The 26,914-nt window shown below is 68.5% G+C and carries 21 protein-coding genes; 12 read left to right on the plus strand and 9 right to left on the minus strand.

All coding sequences use genetic code 11. The features are described from left to right. Window positions 1-916 precede the first annotated feature (916 nt). The 3 genes from HNV26_RS18035 to HNV26_RS18045 are packed head-to-tail and all read left to right on the plus strand — an operon-like array spanning window position 917 to window position 3,160. Window positions 917-1,777, plus strand: coding sequence for an AHH domain-containing protein (locus HNV26_RS18035; RefSeq protein ID WP_171452838.1), 861 nt, complete (start codon window positions 917-919; stop codon window positions 1,775-1,777). Then, entirely contained in the window at window positions 1,774-2,364 is a 591-nt protein-coding gene (locus HNV26_RS18040) for an imm11 family protein (protein ID WP_171443775.1), read from the plus strand. Before HNV26_RS18035 ends, HNV26_RS18040 begins: the two co-directional genes overlap by 4 nt. Before the next feature lie 25 nt (window positions 2,365-2,389). Then, window positions 2,390-3,160 (plus strand): Imm49 family immunity protein, encoded by a 771-nt coding sequence (locus HNV26_RS18045; RefSeq protein WP_171443774.1) that lies wholly within the window; start codon window positions 2,390-2,392, stop codon window positions 3,158-3,160. A gap of 12 nt (window positions 3,161-3,172) precedes the next feature. Here HNV26_RS18045 and HNV26_RS18050 read toward each other — a convergent pair whose 3' ends face one another. After that, window positions 3,173-3,799: a hypothetical protein gene (locus tag HNV26_RS18050; protein WP_171443773.1), complete on the minus strand. Its 627-nt coding sequence runs from the start codon at window positions 3,797-3,799 to the stop codon at window positions 3,173-3,175. A 175-nt stretch (window positions 3,800-3,974) separates the two neighbouring features. Between HNV26_RS18050 and HNV26_RS18055 the strand changes: the two genes are divergently transcribed. Genes HNV26_RS18055 through HNV26_RS18070 form a run of 4 tightly spaced genes read left to right on the plus strand, consistent with a single transcriptional unit; the run spans window position 3,975 to window position 10,465 of the window. After that, on the plus strand, window positions 3,975-6,842 hold the full coding sequence (locus HNV26_RS18055; protein ID WP_171443772.1) for an FG-GAP-like repeat-containing protein: 2,868 nt from the start codon (window positions 3,975-3,977) through the stop codon (window positions 6,840-6,842). Further along, complete coding sequence (locus HNV26_RS18060) at window positions 6,839-7,612, plus strand: hypothetical protein (protein WP_171443771.1); 774 nt, start codon at window positions 6,839-6,841, stop codon at window positions 7,610-7,612. Before HNV26_RS18055 ends, HNV26_RS18060 begins: the two co-directional genes overlap by 4 nt. 7 nt (window positions 7,613-7,619) lie before the next feature. Further along, window positions 7,620-9,287 carry a GH3 auxin-responsive promoter family protein gene (locus HNV26_RS18065; RefSeq protein WP_171443770.1) on the plus strand — a complete coding sequence of 556 codons (1,668 nt, stop codon included), beginning with the start codon at window positions 7,620-7,622 and terminating at the stop codon, window positions 9,285-9,287. Continuing rightward, window positions 9,284-10,465 (plus strand): aromatic ring-hydroxylating dioxygenase subunit alpha, encoded by a 1,182-nt coding sequence (locus HNV26_RS18070; protein WP_171443769.1) that lies wholly within the window; start codon window positions 9,284-9,286, stop codon window positions 10,463-10,465. The genes HNV26_RS18065 and HNV26_RS18070 overlap by 4 nt, the downstream gene beginning before the upstream one ends. Before the next feature lie 13 nt (window positions 10,466-10,478). Here HNV26_RS18070 and HNV26_RS18075 read toward each other — a convergent pair whose 3' ends face one another. Together HNV26_RS18075 and HNV26_RS18080 are read right to left on the minus strand one after the other, a co-directional pair. Then, window positions 10,479-11,900, minus strand: a complete 1,422-nt coding sequence (locus HNV26_RS18075) for an ATP-binding protein (protein WP_216612465.1) — start codon at window positions 11,898-11,900, stop codon at window positions 10,479-10,481. A gap of 180 nt (window positions 11,901-12,080) precedes the next feature. Continuing rightward, the gene (locus tag HNV26_RS18080; protein ID WP_171443767.1) at window positions 12,081-13,328 is read right to left on the minus strand and encodes a trypsin-like serine peptidase; all 1,248 of its coding nucleotides are present in this window, start codon (window positions 13,326-13,328) and stop codon (window positions 12,081-12,083) included. Between the two features lie 109 nt (window positions 13,329-13,437). Here HNV26_RS18080 and HNV26_RS18085 point away from each other — a divergent pair, with 109 nt between their 5' ends. Next, complete coding sequence (locus tag HNV26_RS18085; protein ID WP_171443766.1) at window positions 13,438-13,857, plus strand: 2TM domain-containing protein; 420 nt, start codon at window positions 13,438-13,440, stop codon at window positions 13,855-13,857. Window positions 13,858-13,870: 13 nt separating this feature from the next. On the opposite strand, the gene HNV26_RS18090 is transcribed toward HNV26_RS18085, so the two are convergent. Continuing rightward, a complete protein-coding gene (locus tag HNV26_RS18090; RefSeq protein ID WP_171443765.1) occupies window positions 13,871-14,932 on the minus strand; it encodes a gamma carbonic anhydrase family protein in 1,062 nt (353 codons plus the stop codon). 222 nt (window positions 14,933-15,154) lie between these two features. Here HNV26_RS18090 and HNV26_RS18095 point away from each other — a divergent pair, with 222 nt between their 5' ends. Beyond that, on the plus strand, window positions 15,155-16,609 hold the full coding sequence (locus HNV26_RS18095; RefSeq protein ID WP_171443764.1) for an MATE family efflux transporter: 1,455 nt from the start codon (window positions 15,155-15,157) through the stop codon (window positions 16,607-16,609). 18 nt (window positions 16,610-16,627) lie between these two features. Then, window positions 16,628-18,481, plus strand: a complete 1,854-nt coding sequence (locus tag HNV26_RS18100) for a hypothetical protein (protein ID WP_253816736.1) — start codon at window positions 16,628-16,630, stop codon at window positions 18,479-18,481. Window positions 18,482-18,486: 5 nt separating this feature from the next. Here the strand turns inward: HNV26_RS18100 and HNV26_RS18105 are convergent, their stop codons facing one another. Then, window positions 18,487-19,593, minus strand: a complete 1,107-nt coding sequence (locus tag HNV26_RS18105) for a hypothetical protein (RefSeq protein ID WP_171443762.1) — start codon at window positions 19,591-19,593, stop codon at window positions 18,487-18,489. A gap of 210 nt (window positions 19,594-19,803) precedes the next feature. Here HNV26_RS18105 and HNV26_RS18110 point away from each other — a divergent pair, with 210 nt between their 5' ends. Next, the gene (locus tag HNV26_RS18110; protein ID WP_171443761.1) at window positions 19,804-20,007 is read left to right on the plus strand and encodes a hypothetical protein; all 204 of its coding nucleotides are present in this window, start codon (window positions 19,804-19,806) and stop codon (window positions 20,005-20,007) included. A gap of 69 nt (window positions 20,008-20,076) precedes the next feature. Here HNV26_RS18110 and HNV26_RS18115 read toward each other — a convergent pair whose 3' ends face one another. The 4 genes from HNV26_RS18115 to HNV26_RS18130 all read right to left on the minus strand — a co-directional run bounded on the left by HNV26_RS18115 (window position 20,077) and on the right by HNV26_RS18130 (window position 25,733). Next, entirely contained in the window at window positions 20,077-21,750 is a 1,674-nt protein-coding gene (locus tag HNV26_RS18115) for an ABC transporter permease (RefSeq protein ID WP_171443760.1), read from the minus strand. Next, window positions 21,747-22,793 (minus strand): ABC transporter substrate-binding protein, encoded by a 1,047-nt coding sequence (locus HNV26_RS18120; RefSeq protein ID WP_171443759.1) that lies wholly within the window; start codon window positions 22,791-22,793, stop codon window positions 21,747-21,749. The genes HNV26_RS18115 and HNV26_RS18120 overlap by 4 nt, the downstream gene beginning before the upstream one ends. 117 nt (window positions 22,794-22,910) lie before the next feature. Next, entirely contained in the window at window positions 22,911-24,167 is a 1,257-nt protein-coding gene (locus HNV26_RS18125; RefSeq protein WP_216612466.1) for an SO2930 family diheme c-type cytochrome, read from the minus strand. Window positions 24,168-24,188: 21 nt separating this feature from the next. Continuing rightward, on the minus strand, window positions 24,189-25,733 hold the full coding sequence (locus HNV26_RS18130) for a parallel beta-helix domain-containing protein (protein ID WP_171443757.1): 1,545 nt from the start codon (window positions 25,731-25,733) through the stop codon (window positions 24,189-24,191). 199 nt (window positions 25,734-25,932) lie between these two features. On the opposite strand from HNV26_RS18130, the gene HNV26_RS18135 reads away from it, so the two are divergent. Further along, window positions 25,933-26,865, plus strand: a complete 933-nt coding sequence (locus HNV26_RS18135) for a heme-dependent oxidative N-demethylase family protein (RefSeq protein ID WP_171443756.1) — start codon at window positions 25,933-25,935, stop codon at window positions 26,863-26,865. Window positions 26,866-26,914: the final 49 nt, after the last annotated feature.

A 26,914-nucleotide genomic window follows, 5' to 3' on the forward strand; every position in this document is an offset into this window, starting at 1 on the left:
CATTGGTCGGTGGCTGCGACTCTCACGCGGATGTATTGCTGACCTGATTTGCCAAGGAGCGCTCCCAGATGCCACTCATGCTTCATTCTGGCGTCTGACGGGGCTGTTGGTCATCACGCCCTATCACAATGATGATAGGTTCATGGGTGATGCAGAAGATGCGTCTCCTTCGACGGAGCCCGTGCGGCTCGCGTATCTGGAGCCGCTTCTGGAAGCGCTGCAGTTGCCAATTGAGGAACGGAACGCCGAGGTACTTTGCCTCGGGCATGCAGGCGCTCTCCACGCAATCCACCAAGCAAAACATTGGATGGAGAGCCACGGGCTCGAGCGGTTGATCGTCGTCGCGGTCGACTCCTACTGTGAGCCGTTGACGCTTGAATGGCTTGCGGGCCACCGGCGCTTGAAGACGTTGACGAATCCTTGTGGTCTGATGCCAGGGGAGGCGGGGGCTTGTTTCCTGCTTGAGTCAACACTGAGTGCACGGAGGCGCCAGCCACCGATGCAGGTTGGTGTCTCGAGTGCCGCAGTTCGAGAGGAACATGCGGACCCTGGCCAAGGCGGGCGCAATCCGGGTGATGTGCTGGCTGGGTGCCTGGCCGAGTCTCTTGCCGGCGATATTGCCGGGGGGGCATTTGGCGGGAGCCTCGTGTTGGATCTCAATGGAGAGAATTGGCGTTCCAGTGAGTGGGGGTATGCGAGGGTCAGGCTTCGAGATTATTTAAGGGATGATGTGCAATTGATGCTTCCGGCTACGTCTGTCGGAGATACAGGTGCGGCGAGCGGTGCCGTCAACGTGTGTGTGGCGATCAGGGCGCTTGCTCGTGGGTATGCCCGTTCCGACAAAGTGCTGGTGGCTTCAAGCTCGGAACGCGGGCACGTGGGTTCTGCATTCTTCAAGAGACTGGAGAGGTGATTTGTGACGGATGCTTCTGCCAAGCAACATGAAGAGGATGTTGCCAATAGAATTCACGTCAGTACCAAGGGCACGACAGAGGGTGGTCGTTGTTTGAATAGGCACGAGGCTGCTTGGGAGCCCTATACGTGCTCACACCGGTGGCAGGCATTCAAGCACGCGCTTGAGGACTCCCATCTCTACAACTGGCCTGCGTATAAGAAGCTTGCGAATAAGCGGCACGTTCGTACCGACGCAAGAAAAGACTATGTCAGCAAGAGCGGAACGCTGTATCCGGTCTTCCCTGAAGGGTATCAGCTTCTACTGAAGGCACCTCAGCAGGGGGATTGGGACGTAGCTGAGTCGCCGATCAATAGGAACTTCAAGTGGGACTACAGGAAGCCCTATATCCATAATGGTCATCACGTCGTCACCAATAGTCAGCTCAGGAACGCAATCAATAAGTTGGAGAAGAAATTCCCGAACTGCACGTTGATTGTCCGGCGGGGACTGGCGCGGGCTGGGTATAACTTGAATCATAAGAATAACATGGTGATTCTTCCCATGGACCGGAAGGTGGCGGGAGCCCTGAATCTGCCGCGCCATCTGATTACGTTTACGTATCGAGATCATCGTTCGTATAGCGAACACGTTGCCAAGCGGCTTGATGGGATCATGCGGACGTATGAGGGGGAATTGCGAAAGTATGTTCGCAAGATGAAAGAGCATACGAAGCTTCAGCATGAATTGGCCAAGGAGCAGATTGAGGCGCTTTCCGAGGAGCTTTACGCGCAGATCACAGCTCGAATGAGCAAGACAGAGCGCGAGACGGAAAGTCCGGGCTACGCTGGAACGCTTGATACGTTGCTGAGTGGGATGTCATGAGATACTTCGAGATTGAGACGCTGGGAGACATCAATAACTCGGAGTTGCTCTTTCTGGACCAAGAGCCCGAGGTGCTGGGGCTGGATGGTTACTGCCTGGCGGCAGGCGAACCCATTGGGACGGACTATCCCTCTGATGTGAAGGTCAAGCCAAGCGAGGAGCATGCCGGAATCGAACTGTCTTCTCTGCTGGGTAATAACTTCAACTATCTCATTGCTTCTGCGGCAGTGAAGGAGGCTGTCTCAGCGCACTGTGTGGGTGCGGCCATCGAGTACCTGCCGTTCACCCTGCTGGACCACCGCGAGCGTGTCCGCAGCCAGGATTACTTCTTCATCAATCCGCTGGGGAGCATCGATGCCGTGGATGCGGCTGCCAGTGATATCAAGTACCACCGCAGCGGTGCCGTCGTTGCGATCCGGAAGCTGGTGCTGGATCCGCAGAAGTTGATTGGGGCACCGGGACTGTTCCGCCTGAAGCAAGACCTGCAGCGCTACATCGTGAGCGAGCCGTTGGTTCGTGCGTTCAAGGAGCGTGGCTTCACAAACCTGGTACTGCGGGAGATTGCAGTCTCGGCTGTGAAGGCTTGAGCCTTCCCCTCGAAAGGACGCTCCTTTGGCTTCGAAGTTCCTGCCCGTTTTTATTGGCAATGCTCTTGGCGACAATGAAGAGTTGCTTCCGGCATTTGCGGCTGGAAAAGGAGGTCTGAAGGAGGCCTTGCGATTTTGTCAGAACTTTCGCGTGGCTGGCATTGGTTCACTCCTGCTTTCTGGTACGTCTGCGCGCCTGCACGAATGCCTTCACGCGAGCGCCCGTGCCTTCGTGTTCTTCTCCCGGGCCTCGGAAGAAACGAAGAAGTTGACCAGCCGGGCGGCGCCCTTCTTTGACGCCGTGGCGTGTGGTGACGATGAAGCCGCACGGGAACTCAGCCGGTTTTCTCCCGCGAGTCCCGACAAGGATCGTGAGTACGAGGAGGACTTCCTCTTCGTGCGCTTCCTGATGGACCACTTCTTCTTGGAGAGAGCCGCGCAGGATGGCCAGGTGCTTCTCTCTCGCTACGAGAAGTGCCTGGAGGGGACGACAGACGCGAGGCTCCTGGTGTGTCAGGCACTGCTTGCTGCGGATGGAGACGCGTTCGACGCCGCGCTGACGCAGATGATGGAGGAGCGCGAAGTCCGCTACCGGAGGCTGGCTGAGAGGGAGACCGAAGCGGAAGAGGTGCTCGCGACCGAGGCCTATGTGTCCATTGAAGGCCTTGCGCTGGTCCGCCTTGCGGTCCGAGCTGGACTGAAGCCGCAAGAGGACTACCTCTTCATTCCCTCCACCGCGCTGGAGCTACCGCGTCTGCGTTACAGGGCCGATTCCTGGAAGCACCTGATGCTCTAGCAAGTGCGCCGTCTACCACGTCCCCACCGCCAGCAGGCCGGCCAGTCCCGCGTACAGGGGCACGTTGAGCGCCAGGGTCAGCCGGTTGATGCGGCGGAACCGTGCCTGCTCTTCGTCCGCGAACCAGATGCCGTCCTCGCCCGTGGTACGGCCCTCCACGGCGTGGAAGAACAGGGCCGCGTAGGCGACCTCGACGAACAGGCTCACGAGCACCAGGCCCAGGAAGGCCAGGGCCCACAGGTCTTCGGGGCCGAGCACACCCAGCCACCGCGCACGGCCCCAGAACAGGCCGCCGAGCATCAGCGCGATGCATGCCACGTCATGGGCCACGCCATACGGAGGCCGCCAGCGCTTCGCGCCGTAGAGCAGGTACAGCTCCGCCACGCCACGCAGCCACATGAAGGCGGCGAACGCGCCCAGCACGCCTCGCGCCTCCGCCGGCACCGCCACGTCCAGCGCCACCAGCGGGCACGCGAGGAACCACAGGAACACCGCGTAGAAGAGCCACGCCAGCTTGGGTCCGGAGATGCGTCCGCCGCGTGAGCCCTTCACATTCTGCGCGTGACGGAACCCGGCCGCCGCCACGATGCAGGCAGCGGCCAGGATGGCGAGGAGGGCTCGGGTGTGCGGAGAGGGCATCGGAAAGCGCGCGTGCTGAAGGACCTGTGCCCGGAGTTTGCAATGCCCCGGGCATGGCATGGATGCATGGACAGGAGGGGCGCTTGCAAGCCCCTGACCTGATTGGACAGGGCGCGCTCCACGGGGCACGCTCCGCACGCGCGCGGCGACGCGCTTCGGCGGGAGGCGGGCTTCCATGAGCGTTGGTCCCGGGGTGAGCCCGGCTGCACAGGTGTACGTCCCGCTGCACACGGCGCCGCGCGTCGAGCGCTGGGGTTGGGTCTGGCCTCGCTGGAACGACCCGCGCCTGCCCTTCGCCTTCCTGCTGACGCTCTACGGCGTGCTCGGCTTCACCTTCTTCGGCTTCAACCGCAGCCCGTGGCAGATGGCCGCCATCGTGGTGACGGGCAGCGTGCTGGACGTCGCGCTGGGTTGGGGGCTGAAGCGGCAGAAGGTCGTCCCCCTGAGCGCGTACATCTCCTGCTGTTCGCTGGCGCTGCTGCTCAACTACTCGCATTCGAGCTGGCTGCTCCTCCTTCCGGTGTGGATCGCCATCGGCTCGAAGTACGTGCTCACCTTCCAGGGGCGCCACGTCTTCAATCCGTCCATGTTCGGCGTGGCCATGTCGCTGCTCTTCACGCGCGAGCTCATCACCGCCGCGCCCGCCTACCAGTGGGCGAACGGCGAGGTGGCCCTCTCCGCCTTCATCCTCATGGCGGCGCTGGTGCTCTTCTTCTTCCGGGTGGGGCGCGGGTGGCTGGTGGTCAGCTTCCTCTTCTTCTACGCGCTCCAGACGGCGCTGCGCGCCTATGTGCTCCGGCACCACCTGCCGCCGGAGGTCCTCTTCCTCGGGACGCTGGGCGCGCCGTCGTTCTTCATCTTCGTCTTCTACATGCTCACCGACCCGGCCACGTCTCCGGGCACGCGGCGCGGGCAGATACTGCTGGCGCTGGCGGTGACGCTGGTGGACCTGGTGCTGCACTTCAAGGAGAGCGTCTACACGTTCTTCTATGCGGCCCTCACGTGCGCCACGATCCGCTTCCTCTTCCTCCACGCGCGAGCCGCCTGGCAGCGCGGGTGGCGCGAGTCGCTGCGCACGTTGGTGTCCTCCGGCTGGCTGAAGCGCGCGGCGGTGGTGGGCGGGCTGGGAGGTCTCATGGTGGGTGGCTACACCCTGGCCGCCACGCCCGGCGTCCGGACCTCGCCGCTGGACTTCCGCATGGAGCGCGTGGAGGCGCGGGCCGCGGGGCTCGACTCCACCATGGGCAACACGCTCGAGGAGCTGGACCCACGGCTGGGGCACGTCGCGAAGTGGCTGGTGGCGGTGGGAGACTCCGTCGCGGTGGGGGACTATGACGGGGATGGCCGGCCGGACCTGTTCCTCACGCACCCGCTGGCGCGGCCCGAGGACCACGCAATCCTCTATCGCAACCTCGGCGACCTCCGCTTCGAACGGGTTCCGGTGCCCTCGCTGGAGCGCTTCGCCACCCGCTACAAGGAAGAGGGCCTGCCGGGCGGCGGCACCTTCGTGGACTGGGACGGAGACGGCGACCTGGACCTCGCGGTGGCGGTGGCCTTCGGGCCTGTCCGGCTGCTGCGCAACACGCTGCGCGAGACGGGCACGGCGGGCTTCGAGGACGTGACGGAGGCCGCGGGCGTGACGGACCACGCGGTGAGCCTGGGCCTCACCTTCCTGGACTATGACCGGGACGGGCACCTGGACCTCTTCGTGCTCAACGTGATGACCACGCACCTGCCGGACTACGAGCCGCCAGTGCCGCTCAACCTCTTCCGACTGCCAGATCCCGAGCACGCAGACGACCGCCGCATGTTCCGCTTCATGCATGACGGCTGGCACAACGCGGCCAACGGTGGGCTCAACGCGCTCTATCGCGGCAAGGGAGACGGCACCTTCGAGAAGGTGGACATCGCCGCGATGGGCATGCCGGAGACGCACTGGTCGCTGGCGGTGAGCACGGTGGACTTCAACCGTGACGGGTGGACGGACCTGTACGTGGCCAACGACTTCGGGCCGGACGACGTCTATCTCAACGAGGGCGGCAAGCACTTCCGCCGCGTGGCGGGCCGGCTCTTCGGCGAGATTGGAAAGGACACGTACAAGGGCATGAATGCCTCCGTGGCGGACTTCGATCGCAACGGCTGGTTGGACCTGTACGTCTCCAACGTCCACCACTCGCTCCAGGCGGAGGGCAGCCTGCTGTGGATGGTGGGCCCCGGGAAGGACGCCTTCACGCCGGAGTTCCGGGACGAGGCCACCTTCCGCGGCGCGCTCAACGAGCGGCGCTTCGGCTGGGGCGCGGCGGCGGGAGACCTGGACAACGACGGCTGGCCAGACCTGGTGCAGGCCAATGGCATGGTGGATGACCGCCTGGACGCGGCGCGGTGGCGCATCCCCGAGGGCCAGCGCAAGGACTACTGGTACGTGAATCACAAGCTGATGCAGTCCGGCCCGGAGGTCCACACGTACGCGGACAAGTGGGGCGACATCCGGGGCCGCACCATCTATCCGAATGAAGCGCGCCGCGCGTACCTCAACCTGGGTGACGCGAAGCCTGGACACTTCGTGGACCTGGCGCGCGAGCTCGGGTTGGACGACCCGGACAACTCGCGAGGTGTGCTGCTCTCGGACCTGGATGGAGATGGCGACCTGGACGCGCTCATCACCAATCAGCATGGGCCGGTGTCGCTGTATCGCAACACGCTGCGCTCGGAGGGGCGCCAGGGTGCGCACTTCGTGGGCCTCGCGTTGGTGGGCCACGGTGGGCGCACGCACCGGAGCGCGGTGGGCACCCGGGTGGTCGTCTCCTACGAGGAGGCGGGCAAGCGCGTGGAGCAGGTGCAGGAAGTCGGGTTGATGGGCGGCTTCTCCGCGGCGGCGGACGCGCGGCTGCACTTCGGGCTGGGCCGGTACTCGGGGCTCGTGACGGCGCGGGTGCACTGGTACGGGGGCGACGTGCAGGAGGTGTCGCTGTCGCCGGACCGCACGCATGAGCTTCGGCAGCCTCCTGACGCGGAGGTGTTGCAGGGGCGTGCCCGGCCATGATGTCGCCGCTCAAGGGTTCGACGGTGCGGCGTGATGCGCTCACGGAGGCGCAGCGTGGGCAGATGCTGGCGCTGATGCAGCTCTGCTACTCGGGCGTGTCGCCGGAGCGCTTCGCCGAGGACCTGGACGCCAAGCAATACGTCATCCTCCTCCACGCGCGGAGAGGTGGGGAGTTGGTGGGCTTCAGCACGCTGCGCGTCGCCGAGGAGCTCGCTGACGGGCAGCGGGTGGAGGTGGTGTATTCGGGCGACACGGTCATCCACCCCGACTGGTGGGGCCACAAGGTGTTGCAGGTGTGCTTCGGGCGCTTCGTGTTGTCGCGCAAGCTCCGGCATCCCTTGCGGCCGGTGCACTGGCTGCTGTTGAGCGCCGGCTTCAAGACGTACCTGCTCGCGGTGAACTACTTCCCCAGGACGATGCCTCGGCGGGACTGGACGCCGCCACCCGGCCGCGCCGACTTCCTGCAAGCGCTGGCCACCCGCTGGTTCGGCGCGCAGTACGACGCGTCGCGGGGCACGCTGCGCTTCCAGGGGGCGCACTATCGCGTGCGGGATGGCGTCGCGCCCATCGACCGCGCGGCGGCGCTGCACCCCGACATCGCCTTCTTCGCCGAGCGCAATCCGCGTCATGGCGAGGGCGAGGAGCTGGTGTGCCTGGTGGAGATTCGCTGGTGGGACCTCTTCCTGGCGCTGGGGCGGAGCGTGTCCGGACAGCTTCGCGGCTGGGCCCGGCGAGGGCTGCGGAACGCCGGTGTCCGCGTGGGGACCTGAGGCCGTCGTGAGTGTTCCCTCCTTGCCGCTGAGCGGCCTGCGGGCCGTGCTCGCTCCCTCCGCGCTGCGCTTCTACCGGGCCTTGCATCATCCCGAAGCCGCGCAGGCGGTGTGTCTGCAGCGGGTGCTTCGTTCGGCCGTGGGCAGCGTGCAGGCGGAGCGCATTCCTGGCTTCCACCGCATCCGCGACGCCCGTGACTTCCAGGCCGCCGTGCCGTGGGTGACACCGGACGCGCTGGCTCCGGACGTGGAGCGCATCGCCGCGGGCGAGGCCCGGGTGCTCACGCGTGAGCCGGTGCTGCGCTTCGAGCTCTCGGGCGGCTCCTCGGGCGCCAGCAAGCGGGTGCCCATGACGCGCAGCCTCCTGTCCGAGTTCCAGCGTGCCCTGGCCCCCATGCTCTTCGAGCTGCTCCACCGCCGTCCCGCGTTGCGCGAGGGCGCCAGCTACTGGTCCATCTCCCCGCTGGCGCGAAAGCAGGCCCGCACGGCGGGCGGCATTCCCGTGGGCAGCGCGGAGGACAGCGCCTACTTCTCGCGCGTGCTGCGCCCCTTGCTGTCCCGCATCTTCGCGGTGCCCGGTGAGGTGGGGGCATTGCCAGATGTGGAGTCCTGCCGCTACGTGACGCTCTGGCATCTCGTCGCCCGCGAGGACCTGTCTCTCATCAGCGTGTGGAACCCCAGCTTCCTCACGCTCCTCATGGACGCGCTGGAGCGGCACGGGGAGCGACTGGCTGATGACCTGACGCGAGGGCGCTGCAGGCCGCCTGTGTCTGGCGCCGCGCGCGATGAAGCCGCGATGCAAGCGGTGCTGGCCCGGATGCGCTTCTCTCCGCGCCCGGAGCGGGCTTCGCTGCTGCGTGAGGTGCTGCGAGGTGGCTGGAGCGCCCGCGCGCTGTGGCCTCGATTGTCGCTCCTCAGCATGTGGACGGACGCACAGGCAGCCCACGCGCTCCCCGCCGCATGCCGTCGCTTTCCGGGCGTGGAGGTGCAGGGCAAGGGGCTGCTGGCCACGGAGGGCGTCGTCACCGTGCCCCTCTTCGATGCGCCCGCTCCCGTGCTCGCGGTGCGCAGCCACTTCTTCGAGTTCATCGACAGCGAGCAGCCCACCGCGCGACCGCGCCTCGCACACGAGCTGGAGCAGGGCCGCACGTACACGGTGCTGTTGTCCACCTCGGGCGGTCTGCTGCGCTACCGTCTGGGCGACCGGGTCCGCGTGGAGGGCTTCCAGCACGCGACGCCCTGCCTTCGCTTCGTCGGCCGAGCGGACGCCGTTTGTGACCTGGTGGGCGAGAAGCTCGCCAGCACGCGCGTGGGGGCCGTGCTGGATGCCGTGCTTCCGGACTTCTTTGGCGGCGCGCGCCCCGGCTTCTCCATGCTGGCGCCCGAGTGGACTCCCGCGCCGTCCTACGTCTTGTTCCTGGAGACGGACGCCCCCGCCTCACGGCTCGCAGCCGCCGCGGAGGCCGTGGAGCACGCCCTCTGCGAGGGACACCACTACCGCTACGCGCGAGCCCTGGGACAGCTCGGTCCGGTGCGTGCCGTGCGCGTGGTGGACGGGGCTCGCCGCTACGAGGCTCGCTGCGTCGCGCTGGGCCAGCGCGCGGGCGACATCAAGCCCGTGGACCTGCACCGCCTGACGGGCTGGTCGGACCATTTCTCCGGAGCCGCCACATGAGACCGCCACTGCGCCTGCATTCGCGTGACACCTCGCCCGCCCCCAACGTGGACCTGGAGGCCGAAGCCGACCTCACGCGCTGTGGCGCGCTGAAGGACTTCTGGTACGTCGCGTGTCTCTCCACGGAGCTGAAGCCAGGCGAGCCCCTGGCGCGGACCCTCTTCGGCACGGGGGTGGTCCTCTTCCGTGACGTACATGGGCAGCCCACCGCTCTCCGGGACCGGTGTCTGCACCGCAACGCGCGGCTGTCCCGGGGCGCGGTCTTCGATGGCCGCATCGGCTGCCCGTATCACGGCTGGGTCTACGACGCGTCGGGCGCCGTGGTGGAGGTGCCCTCGTTGGGGCCCTCGCAGCGAAGCGAGTTGCTCGACGCCGATGCCTGCGCGCGGGAGGGACTGGCGACCGCGCCCTGCGCGCTGGGACGCCTGACGCGCTTTCCCACGCTGGAGCAGGACGGGCTCGTCTTCGTCTACATGGGCGGCGCCGAGCCCGCCCGGTCCGCGCCGTTCCGCGTGCCCTACTGGGACCAGGAGGGGTGGACCGTCTACTTCATGGTGACGCGCTTCCCGAACGGGGTGACGAACCTCGTCGAGAACTTCATGGACGTCCCGCACACGCTCTTCGTGCATCCGGGCTGGTTCCGCAGGCCCGCCAGCAAGCGCGTGCCGGCGACGGTGCGGCGCACGGCGGGCAGCGTGTTGGTGACGTACAAGCAGGCACAGGACACCGTCACGGGCCTGGGCCGGCTCTTCAATCCGCGCGGACTGCCGCTGCTCCACACGGACAAGTTCTACGTCCCCAATGTCACGCGCGTGGACTACCTGTGGGGCGAGCACGGCTTCGTCATCAACTCGCAGTGCACGCCCATCGGGCCCACGGACAGCCTCGTCTACACGGCCATCAGCTATCGGTTGCCGGTGGATGTCCCCGGTGCGCTGGTGGGACGCGCCATGATGCCGCTGGTGCGGTGGTACACGCGGCAGGTCATCCAGCAGGACGTGGTCATCATGGACATCCAGCGCGAGGCCCTGCTGGACGGCCCGGGTGGAGGCGTCTACTCCGGCACGGAGGCGGACCTGCACCACGCCGACATCGAGGCGTATCGCCGCTGGCTGCGGGAGGGCGGCCAGGGCTCGGGGCCCGAGGACGCCGAGCGCGACATGGCCTTCTGGATTTGAGCCCGCCGCCGCGCTACTGCGGACGGTAGGGCAGTTCCACGATGAAGGTGGCGCCCTGGCCCGGCTCGCTCTCCACGCGGAGGGTGCCGCCGTGCGCCACCACGACCTGGCGGGCCGCGTAGAGCCCCAGGCCCAGCCCTCCAAAGGCGCTCGAGGGAACGGCGCGTTCGAAGCGGTGGAAGATGCGCTCCTGGCGCTCGGGGGCAATGCCGATGCCGTGGTCTCTCACGAGGATGCGCGCGTGGTCCGGTGCGCCGTCCACCCGCACCTCGATGGGGCGGCCCTTGCCGTACTTGAAGGCATTGACCAGGAGGTTGCCCACCACCTGCTGAATCCGCAGCGGGTCCCACACGCCTTCGATGGGGACCTCCGCCATCAACTGGATGGGGCAGTCCGCCTCGGCCGCCGGTGTCATGGCGCGGGCAACCGTCTCCCGGACGAGCCGCGACAGGTCGAGCGGCTCCATCATCAAGGGCACCTGGCCCTCTCCGATGCGGGACACGTCGAGCAACCCGTCGATGTGTGTTGCGAGCCGCTCGGTATGGCGGATGGCCTTGTCCAGCCGCTCCAACAGGCGTCCGCCACCATCCTTCCGCGCCGCCGCGGAGGGGAGTGATTGGAGTTGGAGCTGGAGCGCGGTCAGGGGCGTCTTCAGCTCGTGACCGGCCAGGGCCAGGAATTCATCCCGGCAATGGAGGGCCTCGCGGAGGGCCTGCTCCGCCTGCTGCCGCTGCTGGACTTCCGCCTCCAGCGCCTGGGCGCGCTGCTGGAGGAGGCTGATCTCTCGCAGCCGTCCTTCCGTATCCGCGAGCCGTGTGTAGCGCTCGGTGGGAATGACGTGTGCGTGCGCCTTGCAGACAGCGAGGAAGGGCCGCGCATGCGCCGCCTGGCCGAAGTGGCCGATGGCGTAAGTGCACAGGAGGGACAGGCGGTACAGCACGCTGAGGTCATTCCACAGCGCCTCCAGCTCCACCGCCACGTCCGGCATCCCATCCAGGCAGAGGACGTCCACCATCTCGCCGTAGGCGCGGACCTTGGCGCCGGGGCGCGAGGCCGCGAGGCTGTGCTCAATCACGGCGCCGATGACTTCGCGGAAGCGCTCCCAGTCCGGGCGTCCCCCCACCATGAAGCGCGCCAGGGTCTCACGGGCATCGAGCAGGGCGAGCTGCCCGCTCGCGATGGCCGTCGAGGTGTCCACGCCCGCGGCCACCAGCCGCGCGACGAGCTGCTGCCGGTGGTTTGCCTGGGCGATGATGATGAGCGGGTCTCCTCGTTCGAGCCCTCCCGTGATGTAGGCCTCGACGATGTCGATGACGAAGGCCTCGTCCTCATAGAACTGGACCGTGTGGTCATGCTCCAGGGGATACCCGACGGGTGTTTCACTGGCGGGCTGCCGGTGGCTGCTCCCGAGTGCTGCGGCGTCGGATGGAGGCATCGTCCTCACCAGGTGCGTGGGCGCCTCATTATTCTGTCGGGGCCTTTCGACGCGGAACGACCCCCGGGGGCAGTGGAGCGCACGGAAGCCGTCACTGGCGGGCTGGCGCGCTTGACTCGGGTTCTCCGCACGGCCGCGGGACGCGCACCCCTGCCACGGACGCGCGTCCCGGAGCGTCACCTACGGATAGAGCGACTTGAAGTAGCTGATGGAGTTGTTCCACGAGGGCGTCAGGTGCCCCATCCTGTTCGGAAAGGCGTTGCCCGCGCAGCCCGTGGCGTCGCAGTAGTACTGGTTGTACTGGCCCACGACGACCGGCCCCGAGACGGGCGCGTCATACGAGTAGATGGGCGAGCCGCTCTGGCCCGGGCTGCCGTCGCAGCCGATTTCGATTTCCTGGTGCCAGCCGTCCGCGTCCAGGCTGTAGGCGTTGCCCGTCTTGCACTGCTGGGTGTCGCCGTACAGCGTACGGGCCGTGCAGCTCGCGGGGGCCGCCACGTGGCCGCAGCCGGGGTAGCCGCGCATGAAACTGGACCACGTCTTGAGCGTGTCCGTGGACGCGTTCCAGTGCCCCATCCAGCCCGGGTGCCCGTTCGGGAAGTCGTCCTCGAGCACCATGATGGCGACGTCGTAGCGGTTGCAACTGGCGACGCTGTTGCAGGAGCCGTTGATGTAGCCCTCCGGCACCCAGTACCAGATGGCGTCCTGGACACCCCACGGCGCGGTGGCGCCGTCGCGGCGGGCGGTGAAGGTGTTGAAGATGGGGTTCCACCCGCTGTACGCGCTGACGACGCAGTGCGCGGCGGTGACGACGACGCGGCGCCCCACGAGCGCACCCGAACATCCGGCGCTCAGGTGGCCGATGGTCCGATAGGGCCACGAGTTCGTGGCATAGCCATCCGCGAGGCCCATGCGGATGCGCGTGTCCACGCCGTTGCTCCACGTCTGGCCGGAGACCGTCCCGGAGGTCAGGGCCTCATCGCTGTTCACCGGCCCCAGCCGCGCGGCGTCATCCAGCGTGCCGCGCGAGGCGCCGTTGAGTCCGCGCCGCGCCAGCTCCTCCGCCACGCGGCCCAGGTTGGCCGCGTCGGTGCGCAGGCGGTAGGCCTTGTTGTTCTTCACGTCGATGCCAATGAAGGAGAGCGCCGTGGACGACGGGGCCGGTGCCTCCGCCGCGGCGCGCGTGCTTCCCTCGGGCTTGAGCGCCGAGGCTTCGCGGAACAACGCCTCCGCGTCCACGTCCTTCAGCATGCGGACATCGCCCAGGGCCTCCAGGTGTGGGCGCTCGGCGCCCGCGGCCTCGCCCAGCCACGCTTCAGGGATGACCTGGACGGGTGGCTCTTCCAGGGCGCGTGAATCGTCACCACCACACGCCGCGGCCATGAGGCCGAACGCACAGAACATGGACCTGCGAATGCCACGAAGCATGAGTTCCCCCTTCGCACTGTGTGAAAACAGGTGAGCCGCCAGCGAGAACGGGCGTGGGGGGATTCCTTCTCTTTTCGTGGTGGATACGCCGCGCTAGCGTCCCAGTCTCATGGCGGACACACGGCAGCGCGGTGCACCTCCGGGTTTTTCCCAGAGCGAGGCCGCGGACATCATCCGCGAGGCCACGGCTCGCGCGTTGGCGGGCAAGGACGTGGAGCGCTCGCTCACCCGGGAGGACCTGCTCGCCATGGCCCGGGAGATGGGCGTGAGCGAAGCCGCCGTGGAGAGCGTCATCTCCGCGCGCGCGGGACGCGACAAGGCGCAGCGCCGCCTGCGCAGGGCCTATATGGGCCTTGCGTCACACGCGACGAGCTACACCATCGTCATGGGAGGGCTCACCCTCATCGACCTGTTTTCGGGGCCGAACTGGTGGGTGCAGTACCCCGCCATCGGCTGGGGCATGGGACTGGCGTTCCATGCCATGGGCACGCTGCTCTCCGCCTTCAATCACGCGGACAAGCAGCGGTGAGCCGGCGCGCGCCCTAGCCGATGCGCCGCAGCCCTGGCAGGTCTTCCGGCCGCAGCGCCCAGCGGGGCACCGGCGGCAGGGACGCCAACGTCCCCGTCTGCGTCGCCGGGAAGCCTTCGATGTGCGCACCATCCGCGAAGGCGCTGCCCTGCTTCACCAGGCTGCCCGCGCCCACGAAGCTGCCGCGTCCCAGCCGCGTTCCGTCGCAGAGGATGGCGCCCGGCTCCACCACGGTGTTCGCGCCCACGTAGCTGCCATGCACCGTGCAGCCCGGACCGATGATGACGCCGTCCTCCAGCGTCAGCGTGTGGTCCGACAGCCGGTGCAGCACGGTGTTGGCCAGCACCTGCACGCCCGCGCCGATGCGCACGGGACCATTGCCATCCCCGAGGATTTTGACCCCGGGGCCAATGATGCAGCCCGGGCCGATGATGACGTCCCCTGTCACCTCGGCCGAGGAGAAGAGGGTGGCGGTGGGGTGCACCAGTGGGTGCTTGTCGCGAAACGTATAGAGCTGTCCCATGGGAGCGTCCTCTGCGCGATCTCTCGCGGAGAAAGCGGTGAGTGGCTGGCCCGGCAGGTCGAGGCTTCCGCCGCGGCGCTTCCGGAGCCGTTCCAGGTCATCCGCGCTGGTTCGACGGAGAATGCGGCCGGGGCGGCCCACGACGACGGAGTCGTCCGGCACCACGGTGCCCGCTGGAATGAGCGTTCCTTCCGCCAGCAGGCAGCGCGTGCCGATGCGCGCGCCGGGCATGAGGATGGAGCCGCCCCCCACATCGCAGAGCGCGCCGACCTCCGCGCCGAGTACGATGCTGCGGTGGTCCAGGAAGGTGCGCTCTCCCACCGCGACGGGTTGCTGCGGCAGTCCGATGATGACACCGTTCTCCAGCACGGCCGAGCCGGCGCCCAACCGCACGGCGCCTTCGTGCGAGCGCACCACCGCGCCTTGCGCGATGTTGGCTCCCGGACCCAGGTGGAGAGTTCCCAGCACCCGCGCGCTGCTGGAGAGGCTGAAGTGCGCGGCCCCTCCAACAGGCACCGCGAGCGCACTTTCGTGCGGCAGGCTGATGACCATTGACGCGGCACCCTACACCCACGCGCGCGTCGGCCCGACGGCCCGACGGCGCAGGTAGGTTGTCCAGCGTCCGACGCTCCCAGGGCCGGGCCTTGCCCTGGGAGCGGTTGCCCGCTCGCCGCGCAGGGGTGGCTGGAGGAGAGAGGCGTCAGGTGTCAGGGGGCGTGGCGTCCCTGGACCTCTTTCCGCCTTCCTGACAGAACGGCGCGAACGGAGGCAAGCATGTCTGAGTCATCCCCGGTCCGGTTCGAGCCCGTGCCGGCGGAAGCAGGGGGTCCGCCCGAAGAGGGACCTCAGGGGTTCTGGGCTTCGGTGAAGGAAGCCATTCACGGAACCGAGAGGGACCTCACCCGGCTTCCGGTGCGCAGCGCCATCTTCCTGCTCGCCGTTCCGATGGTGCTGGAGATGATGATGGAGTCCGTCTTCGCCGTCGTCGACGTCTTCTTCGTCGGCCGGTTGGGGGCGGACGCGGTGGCGGCGGTGGGACTGACGGAGTCGCTGCTCACCATCATCTACGCGGCGTCCGCGGGGCTGAGCATCGGCGCCACGGCGCTGGTGTCCCGCCGCATCGGTGAAGGAGACCCGGAGCGGGCCGCGCGCACGGCGGTGCAGGCGGTGGGGCTGGGCGTCGTGTTGTCCATTCCGGTGTCGGTGGCGGGCGTCTACTTCGCGCGGCCGTTGATGGCGATGATGGGCGGCTCGCCGTGGGTGCTGGAGCACGGCATCCGCTACACGCAGGTGATGTTGGGTGGCATGGGCAGCGTCCTGCTGCTGTTCCTCATCAACGCCATCTTCCGCGGCGCGGGGGACGCGGCCATCGCCATGCGCGTGCTGTGGCTGGCCAACGCCATCAACATCGTGCTGGCGCCGCTCCTCATCTTCGGCGTGGGGCCCTTCCCGGAGCTGGGCGTCATGGGCGCCGCGGTGGCCACCACCTTCGGGCGCTCCTGCGGCGTGGCGTACCAACTCTACCGGTTGGCGCGGGGCTCCGGCCGGCTGCGGCTGCGGCGTGAGCACCTGCGCCTGGAGCCGGGGACGATGCTGGCCATGCTGCGGATGTCGGGCGCGGGCACGGCCCAGGCGTTGGTGGGCACGACGAGCTGGGTGGTGCTGGCCCGCATCGTGGCCACGTTCGGCAGCGCGGCGGTGGCGGGTTACACCATCGCGTTGCGAATCGTGCTGTTCGCGCTGCTGCCCTCGTGGGGGCTAAGCAACGCGGCGGCCACCATGGTGGGACAGAGCCTGGGCGCGGGAAAGCCGGAGCGGGGCGAGCAGGCGGTGTGGACGGCGGGGCGCATCAACGCCGTCTTCCTGGGCTCGCTGGGGCTGCTGTTCGTCCTCGCGGCCAATCCGGTGGTGGGCATCTTCACGAACGACGCCGCGGTGATGAAGGAAGCGGTGCTCGCCCTGCGCATCCTGAGCGCCAGCTTTCTGTTCTATGCTTTCGGCCTGGTGCTGACGCAGGCTTTCAACGGAGCGGGGGACACCACCACGCCCACCGTGCTCAACATCTGTTGCTTCTGGCTGTTGGAGCTGCCCCTGGCGTGGGTGCTCTCCGGCCCCCTGGGCTTGGGGCCGCCGGGGGCATTCCTGTCCATCTCGGTGGCGTTCTCGGTGATGGCGCTGGTGGCCGTCATCCTGTTCCGGCGCGGAACCTGGAAGCACCGGGTGGTCTGAATGGGAGGGCGGAACGTCATGGCCCATGCACGGCGTTCCGCCCGGTCCCCGGGGCTGCTTCCGGTGGTCCTGCTCCTCGTCCTGGGGCTGGCTTCGTGCCACTCCGTGGAGGTGCCCGGGGATGAGGTGGCCTGCGCGGGGCTGCGGTGCACCGCGGGCACCTGCTTCTCCAACGCGGGGCAGCCCATGTGCCGCTGCGGAGCGTGGGAGCGGGCCGCGGGGCTGACGTGCTCGGTCGCCGCCTTCACGCAGCCGGATGACCATGGGGGCTCGCCCGACAGCGCGACCGTGCTGACGCTCCCCATGTCGCCCCAGGAGGGCCGTATCGACGAGGGCCGGCGGGCGGCGATGCTGGACAGGGACTTGTTCGCCGTCACCGTGGAGGCGAGCGGCCTGTATCGCTTCTCGTGCACGCGGCTGCTGCTGGTGGAGTGCCGGGTGCGGTTGCTGGATGTGGCTGGGAACGCCCACGACATGCCTTCCGTTGTCGAGGGGGCGAGGGTGTCGTGGTTCCCCACGCTCTCCGAGGGCACCTGGTACTTCGAGGTCTCCAGCAGGGACTCGTACGGGCGCTACACGTATGAGCTGGAGTCGCTGGGCGTGGACGACCATGGCGATACGTTGGAGGAGGCCACCGTCCTGGAGGCCGGCTCCGGCACGTCGTTCCCCGTGCGGCTCTCCTCGCCCTTTGACGCGGATGTGTTCACCTTCCGCTCGCGGGTGGGGCATGGCTACCGCTTCATCTGTGAGCAGGCTCCCAACCCGTTCCTTCAGTTGACGCTGCAGTCCGCGACCGGCTTGCTGATGGATGCGGTGCAGGGGACGTCAGGGGAGCCGCTCACGGTGAGCCTGCAGGCGACGTCCGAGCGAGACTGGCTCCTGATGCTGGCTGCCGACCATGGCACCTTCCCGGTGGATGCCGCCTGCCGCTTCGAGGACCTGGGGCCCGATGAGCATGGCGACACACTGGAGACCGCCACGCCCGTGACGCCGGGTGTCCCGGTGGCGGTCACCCTTCAGTCGCGTGATGACGTGGATGTCTTCTCCTTCACGGGGGAGCCCGGGCATGTCTACACGCTGCGGACGGAAGGGGCCGGGCGGTGGTCGGCGCAGGTGGTGGACGAAGATGGCGCGAACGTGGCGCTCACGACGACCGACCAGTTGCGGGTCCGCATGACTCGCTGGGGCACCTACTCCCTCCGCGTCCTAGGAGGGACTCCCTGGGCGCATTCCTTCGTGCTGACGCTGGTGGACGCGGGAACGGATGACCACGGCGACTCTCCAGAGACGGCGACATTCATCTCCCCGGGAACCACCATCACGGGCCGCTTCGACTCACCTCAGGACACGGATGCCATCGCCTTCTACACCCAGGCACGTGCCATCTATCTTGCGTCCTATGCGCCGTTCGCCGACCTGTCCCTGAACCCGCGAGGCGCCGTGGGAATCCTGGGGTTGGAGGGCGGACGCCATCTCTTCAGCGCGAGAGACGCCCAGCAGGTCACCTTGATGTTCCAACCCCTGAATGGCGTGGAGGGCTTCTCCCTGATGCTGGAGGAGGTGGCCTTCGATGACCATGCGGACTCCAGCGAGGATGCGCAGGTCCTGGAGCTGCCGGCTTCGATGTCCGGCGTGGTCCAGTCAGCCGTCGACACGGACGTGTTCTCCGTCTGGCTGGAGGGGGGGCGCGCGTACCGGCTGGGCCTGGACGCCGGCACGCTCCGCGTGACGCTCATCGCGCCTGGCGGTCTCCTGGCGAATCTGCGGGACGGACGGTTCGTGGCGAACCGGAGCGGCCTCCATACGCTGTTTCTCGCCGGCGCCTCCGGCCTGGAGCAGGTCCCCTGGCGCTTCACGCTCCACGCGGAGTGAGTGCGTCAGGGCAGGCAGATTTCGAAGCCGGTCCGCCCGGCGGGGAAGGTGTCCCGGGGACGTGAGGCGGGCGTCACGGCGTAGAGGTGGAAGCCGAGGCGCCGCTGGAGGAAGCCCTTCAGCGCGGGCGCCAGCGGGTCCAGTTCGTCCTGATACAGGGTGAAGAAGTGAAAGCCCTGGCCGTGAAAGTCCGCGTACACCCGCTCCACGAGCGCGCGGAGGATGGCCGGGTCTTCTCCGCGCACGCTGGTGTTGCAGAGATAGAAGTAGCGGAAGTCACTTCCCGGCGCGGGCAGGCGCGGAGCGCGGAGCGCGGTGGCCAACGTGTCCCAGCCCCACCGCACCCAGCGCATGCCTCCACGGTAGGCATGGACGCGGTAGCGCTTCACGGCCTCCGGGTTCCAGGCGGTGGTGCAGCCCACCAGCGCGCCGGTCGCGTCGAAGGCCAGATAGGTGTCTTCGATTCGCAGCCTGGGCCAGTGGGCGAGGCGGTGCTCCAGCTCACCCGTGTCGAAGCGGTAGCCGAAGGGCCGCGCGCGGTGGTCGGCGTCCAGCAACGCCGAGACAGCGGGGACGTCCGCGGGCGTGGCGCGGCGCACCGTCACAGCGCTTCGTGGGGGACGGCGGCGGAGCAGGAACTGGATGGACACGGCGGAGAAGCGACGGAGCAGGGTGTAGTGCGGCTGGCTCACGCGCCCGGGCCGCCGCCGCACGAGCGCATGGAGCGCGGGGGCATTGGAGGCCATGACGGCCGTGAGGAAGGTGTCCACGCCCAGGCGCTGGGCGCTCTCCTCGATCATGGGCCCGTAGAAGCGCGCGAGGCCGCGGTTCCGGCGCGCGGAGAAGCGGGTGCGCAGGTCTCCCAGGTAGCCCACCCGGCACGGACGGCCCTCCAGCCAGCCGTCGCGTACGTGCACGGCGCCCATGCCGTCCAGTCGGCCGTGCTCGCCGTGGACCCAGACCTCCGTCTCTCCGCGCTGCATGGTGTAGAGGCCGAAGTAGTCGGGCGCTCGCTGCGCGGAGAGGACCAGGTCTCCCTGCATGGGCACCGCGCCGAACAGGTCGAGCAGCGCGGTGTTGTCGTCACGGGTGGCGCGTCGGAAGTCGCTCATGCGGCGGTGACGGAGTCTACCCTGGCCGCCGCCGTTTGCCGTGAGTCGCTCGGCTTTGACGCGACGGTGCTTCGAGGCCGTGTCCGACACACCATGTCGCTGTGTGTCAGGAAGTCTGCTGTTGCATCGCGGAAGCACGCGGCGTGTGGATTGGCTGCCTCATGTCTGAGTCTGGAGTTAGGCTGAGGGCTCCCCGAAAGGAGTCACGCGATGAAGAAGAATGGAATTGCGATGCTGATGGCGCTGGGTGTGGGACTGGCGGCGGGTTTCGGAATGGCGTTCATGCCGTCCACGGCCGAGGCCAACGCGCCTGAGTTCACCCAGGCCATCTGTGAGCGCAACTCGGACTGTGACCACTTCTGTGGCGAGGGATACGGGCACTGCATCCGGGGCATGTACTGCGCGTGCATGTGATGGCGAGCAGGTCCTGAAGGCACCGCCAGGAAGCCGCCGGCTCCCTGGCGATGTCGGACACCTCCGCCATCACCGCGTGTCCACGGGCCGCCGGGTCAGCAGCGCGAGCAGGGCCTGCCCCACCACCACCAGCGCGATGAAGGCACAGGCCAGCACCGCGGCGGCGGCGGGGTCCGCGTAGCTCTGGAGTTCGAACAGCAGCGTCCCGAGCACCTCGGTCCCCGCGGGCACGAGCAGGACGGACATCGTGATTTCCGTCGCGCATGCGAGGAACGCCAGGACGAAGGCCGCGGTGAGCGCCGGCCGCAGCAAGGGCAGGGGCGCATCCACGAACGCGCGCCAGGGGCCGGCACCACTGACTCGCGCGGCCTCGGTGAGCGAGGCGTCCAGTTGCGCGAGCGCCTCTTCGCTGTTGCGCGCGCCCAGCGCGAGGTACTTCGCCACATAGGCGATGAGCAGCAGCCAAGGCGTGTGTGCCAGCGCGAGCACGAAGGCGACGCGGTCCAGGAGGATGAAGCGCAAGTCCCGGGAGAACGCGAGCAGCAGCGCCAGGGCCAGCACCGTCCCCGGCACCGCGTAGGGCCATACCGCCAGCGCCTCCACGCCCGCGCCCAGGCGGCGCAGCCCGCGTCGCAGCACCGCCGCCGCGAGCCCCAGCCCACACACCAGGACACCCGCGCCCGCCGCCAGCAGGACGCTGCGCCCCGTGGCGTGCAGCGTGCGCGGCTCCAGCAGCACACCCGCCCAGTGCGTCAGCGTCAACGTCTCCCAGGTCAGCGCCGCGCCGAAGCTGCGCTGGAGCGACGTGAGGAGGATGGCCCCCAGCGGGAGCAGCACCAGCACCGCGGCCGTCATGCTCACCGCGCCCAGGATGAGCCCGCGTGCGCGCCCCAGCGGGAAGGGACGGGACGACAGGCCCTTGCCCGCGCTGAGGCGGACGCGGCCGGCCCGGCCCAGCGCCCAGGTCACCAGCATCGCCATGGGGGCGAGCAGCAGCAGCGGCGTCGCCAGTTGCGCGGCGCGCGCCAGGCCCTGGTCACCGCCCATCAGCACCAGTTCATAGATGCGCGTGGTGAGCACCCGCGTGGGCGGTGAGGCCGACACGCCCAGCAGGTACGGCACGCCGAAGGACGAGGCCGCCATGAGGAACACCATCACCGCGCCCGACAGCAGGGAGGGTAGCGCCAGCGGCAGCGTCGTCGTCAGCAGCGCCCGGAGCGTCGAAGCGCCGCAGACGCGCGCGGCTTCCTCCACCGCCGGGTCCACGCGCCGCAGGGCCGCCGCGCCCGCCAGCAGCACCAGCGGGAGGCCCGACACGCCCTCCACGAAGGCGATGCCCGCGGGGCCGTAGATGTCGAAGGTGTCATCGCCGAGCAGTCGGTTGAGGTACCCCGCGCGAGGGCTCGCGAGCGACAGCCAGCCCATGCCCCAGATGAACGCGGGCACGGCGGAGGGCAGGGTGAACAGCACGGTGAAGGCCCCGCGCAGGGGCAGGTCGGTGCGTTGCAGCACCAGCGCCAGCGGCGCTCCCAGGGCGAAGGCCAGCACCGCCGCGCCCGTGGCGATGCGCAGCGTGTTCCCCAGCGCGCCACCTTCGGCGAGCAGCCACTCCAGGCCGCCCGTCCCGGAGTGGCCCAGGCCCCGCCAGAGCAGCGCGGCCACCGGAAGCACGGAGAAGCAGAGCACCGGCACCAACCACAGGCCGAGCCCCAGCCACTGGGATTTGGGCGCCGCCGCGCTCATTGTGAGAAGGCCTGGCGGAAGCGCTCCTTCACGGCGCCGCCCTGTGTGAGCCCGCGCTCGAGCAACTCGGGCGTCCATGGGCGCGCGCGCTCCAGCAACGCCGAGACACCGGCCTCTCCCCGAGGACCCGCGACCCTGGGGTCCACCGCGTGCATGTCTCCCTTCTCCATGATGATGCGCTGGCCTTCGGGCGACAGCAGCACGTCCACCACCGCCTTCGCCGCGACGGGGTTGGGCGTCGTCGCGAAGAGGGCCGCGGGGCCGGGGATGACGACGGCTCCATCGGTGGGCCACACCACCTGGATGGGACTGCCGCGGGCCTGGGCCGCGAGCGCGTTCTCCAGGAGCAGCACGCCCGCATCCGCCTCGCCGCTCTCCACCTTCTGGAGCACCGCCGCGTTGCCTCCCGCGACGATGGCGCCTCGCTGGCGCAGCCCGGAGAAGAAGGACTCGCCGTACTTCGCGTCGCAGAACACGGCCCAGGTGAAGGCGGTGCCCGACGTCAGCGGGTCTCCAATCGCCACGCGTCCCGTCCACGGCCCTGCCGCGAGCGCCGCGAAGGAGGTGGGCGGCGGTGGCCCGTCCTGCCGGTGCACCAGGACCATGGTGGACAGGCGCAGGGCCGCGTAGCGCGCGTCCAGGTCCACCAGGGCGCGGGGCACCCGGAGCACGTTGGGCGAGGCGTAGCGGAGCAGGGCGCCTTCACGGGCCAACCGCTCGTAGAGGAACGGGTCCGACGTGGCCAGCAGGTCCGCGCGGATGGCCCCGGCGGCGCGCTCCGCCTCCAGCCGGCTGGCCACCTTCTCACTGCCCGCCTGATACCAATGCACCCGGACGTCCGGGAGCCGCGCCTTCAGCAGCGGCTCCAGCGCGTCCAGGACGTGCCGGTACATGGACGTGTAGACCCAGACGTCTCCGGAGGGCGTGCCCTCGCGCGCCAGCGTGGGCCCGGCCGCGGGCGCGGCGGACTCGATGCGGCAGGCGGAGAGCAGGACGAGCGCGGCGGCGACCCCCGCGGCCCGGAGCAGCATGGGCAGGGACATGTCCCCGCGATTATGCGGCACGCGCGCGCCCTGTCACGCGGCGCGGCCGTCACGCATTGGAAACGAGAAGCCCCTCCGCGCACCGGGCACGGAGGGGCCGCTCGTCTGACCCAGGACCTACTTGCAGGACTGCGCCGGCATGGCGTCAATCCAGTCGGCGATGAGTCGTGAGCCCTGGTCGTGGCGAAGCACGCGGCCCAGCTCCGGCATCATCTTCCCCGACTCCTCGGTGTGCATGCGGTACCAGAGGATGGACACCGAATGGCTGCCGGGGACGATGTCGAACTCACCGCCCACGCCACCGCCCGCGGAGCCCGGCCGCTTGCACACGCCCAACGTGAACGCCTCCGTGTTGTCCACGTTGAGGAACAGCCGGCTGGTGGTGCCCGCCGTCCCCTTGGGGTTGTGGCAATGCGCGCAGTTGATGTCCAGGTAGGCGCGCGCGCGCCGCTCCAGCGTGCCGTCCTCCTCGTTGAACGCGTTCGGCGCGCGGGGAATCTGGTCGATGGGAGGCAGCCCCGTCAGTCGGCCGAGGTTGGCCAGGTGCTGAAGCTGGTTGATGGGCCCGTCGCCATAGTCGTGGTCCTGGTTGAGGTAGCGGGCCTTCACACCAATGGGCAGCAGCACCTGGTTCTCTTGTGCGTCCTGGAGATGGTGGCACTTCAGGCACTGGTTCTTGCTGGGCACCAGGTAGTCCAGCGTCCGCTCCACGCCGTCCTCGCCAATGAAGCGCACGCCGCGGACGACGCGGCCGCCGTTGGCCAGCGTGGCCTCCGTCTGGGCGTCGTTCCAGAAGTAGGGAAAGGCCTCCCAGCCCCCGGGCCTGTGCACCAGCACGCGCGTCTCGATGGCGCGCACGTTCTCTTCCGGGACGCGGAGGTCCGCGGGGAAGGAGAACGTCTTGGTGATGATGGTGCCCACCGGCAGGTCCAGCACGTCGTTGGCCGAGTACCCGGCCTGTGCGTCCGGCGGGATGTACAGCGTGCGCGACTTCACCGAGTAGTCGGAGAAGAGCGGCGTGGTCAGCGCATAGGGGATGTTCCCCTCCACCGGCTGGAGCCCACCTGTCGCGGGGGTCCCGGTGAAGAGGCCGAAGCCCGACAGGGTATTGGGCGGAAACGCAACTCCCGCGTCTGGTGTCCCCGCGTCCTCGTTCGTCCCCGCGTCCTCTGGGGTGCCGGCGTCGTCGCCCGCGTCACCCGAGCCCGCATCCGGGGTGCCGCTGTCCTCGGGCGGAAGCCCGGAGTCGACGATGGAGCCGCCTCCGCCGTCCGGGGTCGGCGTCACGCCGTCCTCGTCACCCGAGCACGAGGCCAGCGCCGCGGTCACCAGCACCGCGGCGAGGCCCAGTCCTGGGATGAACGGCCTGTACATGCGTCCGTTCTTCACGATGTCTCAGCGGATGGTCAGGGCCGGGGTGAAGCCCGAACAGTTGTAGGGCTCGGCGCCCTGGACGTAGCGGCGCGTCTCTCCCCAGGCGGCGGCCGCGTTTGCGGGGGTGGGGCCCGCAGAGAGGTGGCCACCGACGGCCTGCAGGTCGAAGTCCACCACCGAGGCCTGCGTGTCCTCCGGCAGCGTGTTGCGGGTGAAGCAGATGTTGATGGGGTTGGCCAGGTCCTCATTGCGAGGCGCCGGGTCGACGCCGTCCCACAGCACGTGCTCCACGCCCGTCACGCCGTGGGCCGCGGCGCCGTACTGGTAGACGGCGCCCACCAGCGCGCCCAGCGGACGGCGCTCCGGGTCCGGCGTGCCGTTGTCCACCATTCGGCCGCTGCCACCGGTGAAGGTGTTGTCGTGGATGGAGATGTCCTGGCTGGGGTAGTTGAAGAAGCCGGCCGCCCACTTGACGGGGTCGGGCTCGATGGCCAGACCGCTGAGGATGGCGATGTCCACCGTGTTGTTGTTGCCCCACGTGTTGCGCTCCATCTCCACCCGGCGCGACGCCAGGATGAAGGTGCCGGTGCCGGCGGGGACCTGGGACACGGTGCTGCTGCTGGCCTCCACGGAGGCGAAGTTGGGGCGGTTGTTCCCGGTGATGGTGTTGTCGACGATGTAGATGTCCGTGCCCCGGATGGGGTTGCCCGGCAGGTCGAACACGACCAGGCCCGTGGTGTTGTCCTCGGCGATGTTGTGCGCGACGTGGGCGTACTTCGTGTTCTCGATTTCGATGCCCGCCACGTTCTTCTTCGCCACGTTCCGCCGGACGATGGTGTGCTGCGTCTGACCGACGTAGATACCCGCGTCGGCGGCGTTGTACGCCTCACAGTCCTCGACGAGGACGTACGTCGACTTCACGGGGTAGATGCCGTACTTGCCGTTGCTCTCCAGGTTCTCCTGGGCCCACTCGGTGCGGACGCGCTGGATGTTCACGTTGACGGAGGACTCGATGCGCAGGCCATCCTTCTTCGCGTTCCAGACGGCCAGGTCGCTCACCGTGAAGAGCTTGCTCACCACGTCGAAGCCGTTGGTGTTCGCCGCCGCGTGGGTGAAGTCCAGCACGGTGCTGGCCTCGCCGCCGGTGGCCTCGCCCTGGGCGCCCTTGCCCGCGCCCTTGACGGTGATGCCGTTGGCGCGGATGGTGATGGCGTTGTCGAACTGGAAGGTGCCCGCGCCCAGGTTGATGGTGGTGCAATCAGCCAGCGCGTTCACCGCGTCCTGGAGGTCCTGCTCCTGGCCCGGCTTGAACGTCAGCTCGGTCTGCGCCTTGTCTTCGCAGGAGAATTCCTGCGGCCAGGCCATGGGGCCGCCGGCGTCCGGGGTGCCCGCGTCACTGCCGGCGTCACTGCCCGCGTCACTGCCTGCGTCCGCGGGCATGCCAGAGTCCGGCTGGCCCGCATCCGGACGGTCATCGCCGTCATCCGAGCAGGCGGGAAGGACAATCAGGCCCACGAGGGCAAGAAGCGCGGCACGGGGCGCGCGCGACAGCGGCAGAGGATGCATCAGGTATCTCCTGTGGAGGTGCTGCGCCTTCTGGCTTCTGAGCACGACGCTCCAGGGCGCGGGCCGGAGTGCGAATCCTCCCCGTGAAGATGAACAACCTCAAGGGTGAGACAGCGAAAAACAGCCGCGCTTCCGTGACGCGATGCGTTCTGCAACGCGATTGATAAATTGCTCCAATCCTTCATGAGAGGTCGACGCGGTGCTGCCTTACTTCCCCTTCGAGCAGGATGTCTTTTCAATGTCGCTGGGCGTGCGTGCGCTGAGGCCCGAAGAGACACTCATTGAAGTAGACGCGCCGCGCTATGCGGACGAAGTGGCATTGAAGGCGGCGCTGCTGACGGCGGGGCACGCCGAGCGCTTCCAGGGAGGGCCCGGCACAGAGGAAATCCAATGGGAGACGTTGACGGTGCTGCTGCCTGCCATGGCGCGTCAATCGCCGGAGCACTTCTCGCTGGAGGTGGAGGGCACGCGCTGGTGCTGGCGCAACCGCCTGCTGGACACGCGGACGGACTTCACGCCGGGGGACGCGGCGAGCCTGCCGCTGGCGCCGCTGGACTGGTTTGGCCGGCAGGTTCAGGAGGACCTGCTGCTGCTGGACGGCACGCATGAGGGTTTCCCGCTGGTGGCGGGCCAGTTGTGTTTCCCTTCCGGGTGGTGCTTGGGGGACAAAATGGGCCGGTCGCTGTTGGCCGTCCACGAGCCGGTGCCCCAGTTCAACGCGAAGCTGGGGCCCTCCACGCTGAAGTTGATGGAGGGCCTGAAGCCCGGGCGCCCCGTCACGCGCTGCAACTGGGCCATCAGCGTCACGGAGCGGCTGGACCTGGAGCCGCGCACGCTGCCGGAGTGGCGGCACTTGTTCGACGGCATCACCCCGGACAATGCGGGCGAGCGCTGCTTCCTCCGCCTGGAGCGTCAGACGCTCACCCGGCTGCCCCGCACGCGCGCCATCCTCTTCACCATCCACACCTACGTGGCCCCGGTGGCCTCGGAAGTGGAAGCGCCCGGCCGGCGGCAGCGGCTGGCCCGCGTGCTGCGCACCGTGCCCGCCGACACCGCGGCCTACAAGCGCGTCGCGCCCGTGCTGGCGCCGCTGCTGGGCTACCTGGAGGCGGGCGCGGCTGACGTCGGGTGAAGCGGGTAATGAAAAGCCCCACCTGCTGGAAAGGACATGAGGTCGCCCT

The organism is Myxococcus xanthus, assembly GCF_013116825.1.
GTDB lineage: Bacteria > Myxococcota > Myxococcia > Myxococcales > Myxococcaceae > Myxococcus > Myxococcus xanthus_B.

Bases quoted from the DNA above. Each gene is read 5' to 3' on its own strand.
- HNV26_RS18040 (WP_171443775.1), top strand. From the start codon at position 1,774: ATGAGATACTTCGAGATTGAGACGCTGGGAGACATCAATAACTCGGAG.
- HNV26_RS18050 (WP_171443773.1), bottom strand. From the start codon at position 3,799: ATGCCCTCTCCGCACACCCGAGCCCTCCTCGCCATCCTGGCCGCTGCC.
- HNV26_RS18055 (WP_171443772.1), top strand. From the start codon at position 3,975: ATGAGCGTTGGTCCCGGGGTGAGCCCGGCTGCACAGGTGTACGTCCCG.
- HNV26_RS18060 (WP_171443771.1), top strand. From the start codon at position 6,839: ATGATGTCGCCGCTCAAGGGTTCGACGGTGCGGCGTGATGCGCTCACG.
- HNV26_RS18070 (WP_171443769.1), top strand. From the start codon at position 9,284: ATGAGACCGCCACTGCGCCTGCATTCGCGTGACACCTCGCCCGCCCCC.
- HNV26_RS18075 (WP_216612465.1), bottom strand. From the start codon at position 11,900: ATGCCTCCATCCGACGCCGCAGCACTCGGGAGCAGCCACCGGCAGCCC.
- HNV26_RS18080 (WP_171443767.1), bottom strand. From the start codon at position 13,328: ATGCTTCGTGGCATTCGCAGGTCCATGTTCTGTGCGTTCGGCCTCATG.
- HNV26_RS18085 (WP_171443766.1), top strand. From the start codon at position 13,438: ATGGCGGACACACGGCAGCGCGGTGCACCTCCGGGTTTTTCCCAGAGC.
- HNV26_RS18090 (WP_171443765.1), bottom strand. From the start codon at position 14,932: ATGGTCATCAGCCTGCCGCACGAAAGTGCGCTCGCGGTGCCTGTTGGA.
- HNV26_RS18095 (WP_171443764.1), top strand. From the start codon at position 15,155: ATGTCTGAGTCATCCCCGGTCCGGTTCGAGCCCGTGCCGGCGGAAGCA.
- HNV26_RS18100 (WP_253816736.1), top strand. From the start codon at position 16,628: ATGGCCCATGCACGGCGTTCCGCCCGGTCCCCGGGGCTGCTTCCGGTG.
- HNV26_RS18105 (WP_171443762.1), bottom strand. From the start codon at position 19,593: ATGAGCGACTTCCGACGCGCCACCCGTGACGACAACACCGCGCTGCTC.
- HNV26_RS18110 (WP_171443761.1), top strand. From the start codon at position 19,804: ATGAAGAAGAATGGAATTGCGATGCTGATGGCGCTGGGTGTGGGACTG.
- HNV26_RS18115 (WP_171443760.1), bottom strand. From the start codon at position 21,750: ATGAGCGCGGCGGCGCCCAAATCCCAGTGGCTGGGGCTCGGCCTGTGG.
- HNV26_RS18120 (WP_171443759.1), bottom strand. From the start codon at position 22,793: ATGTCCCTGCCCATGCTGCTCCGGGCCGCGGGGGTCGCCGCCGCGCTC.
- HNV26_RS18125 (WP_216612466.1), bottom strand. From the start codon at position 24,167: ATGTACAGGCCGTTCATCCCAGGACTGGGCCTCGCCGCGGTGCTGGTG.
- HNV26_RS18130 (WP_171443757.1), bottom strand. From the start codon at position 25,733: ATGCATCCTCTGCCGCTGTCGCGCGCGCCCCGTGCCGCGCTTCTTGCC.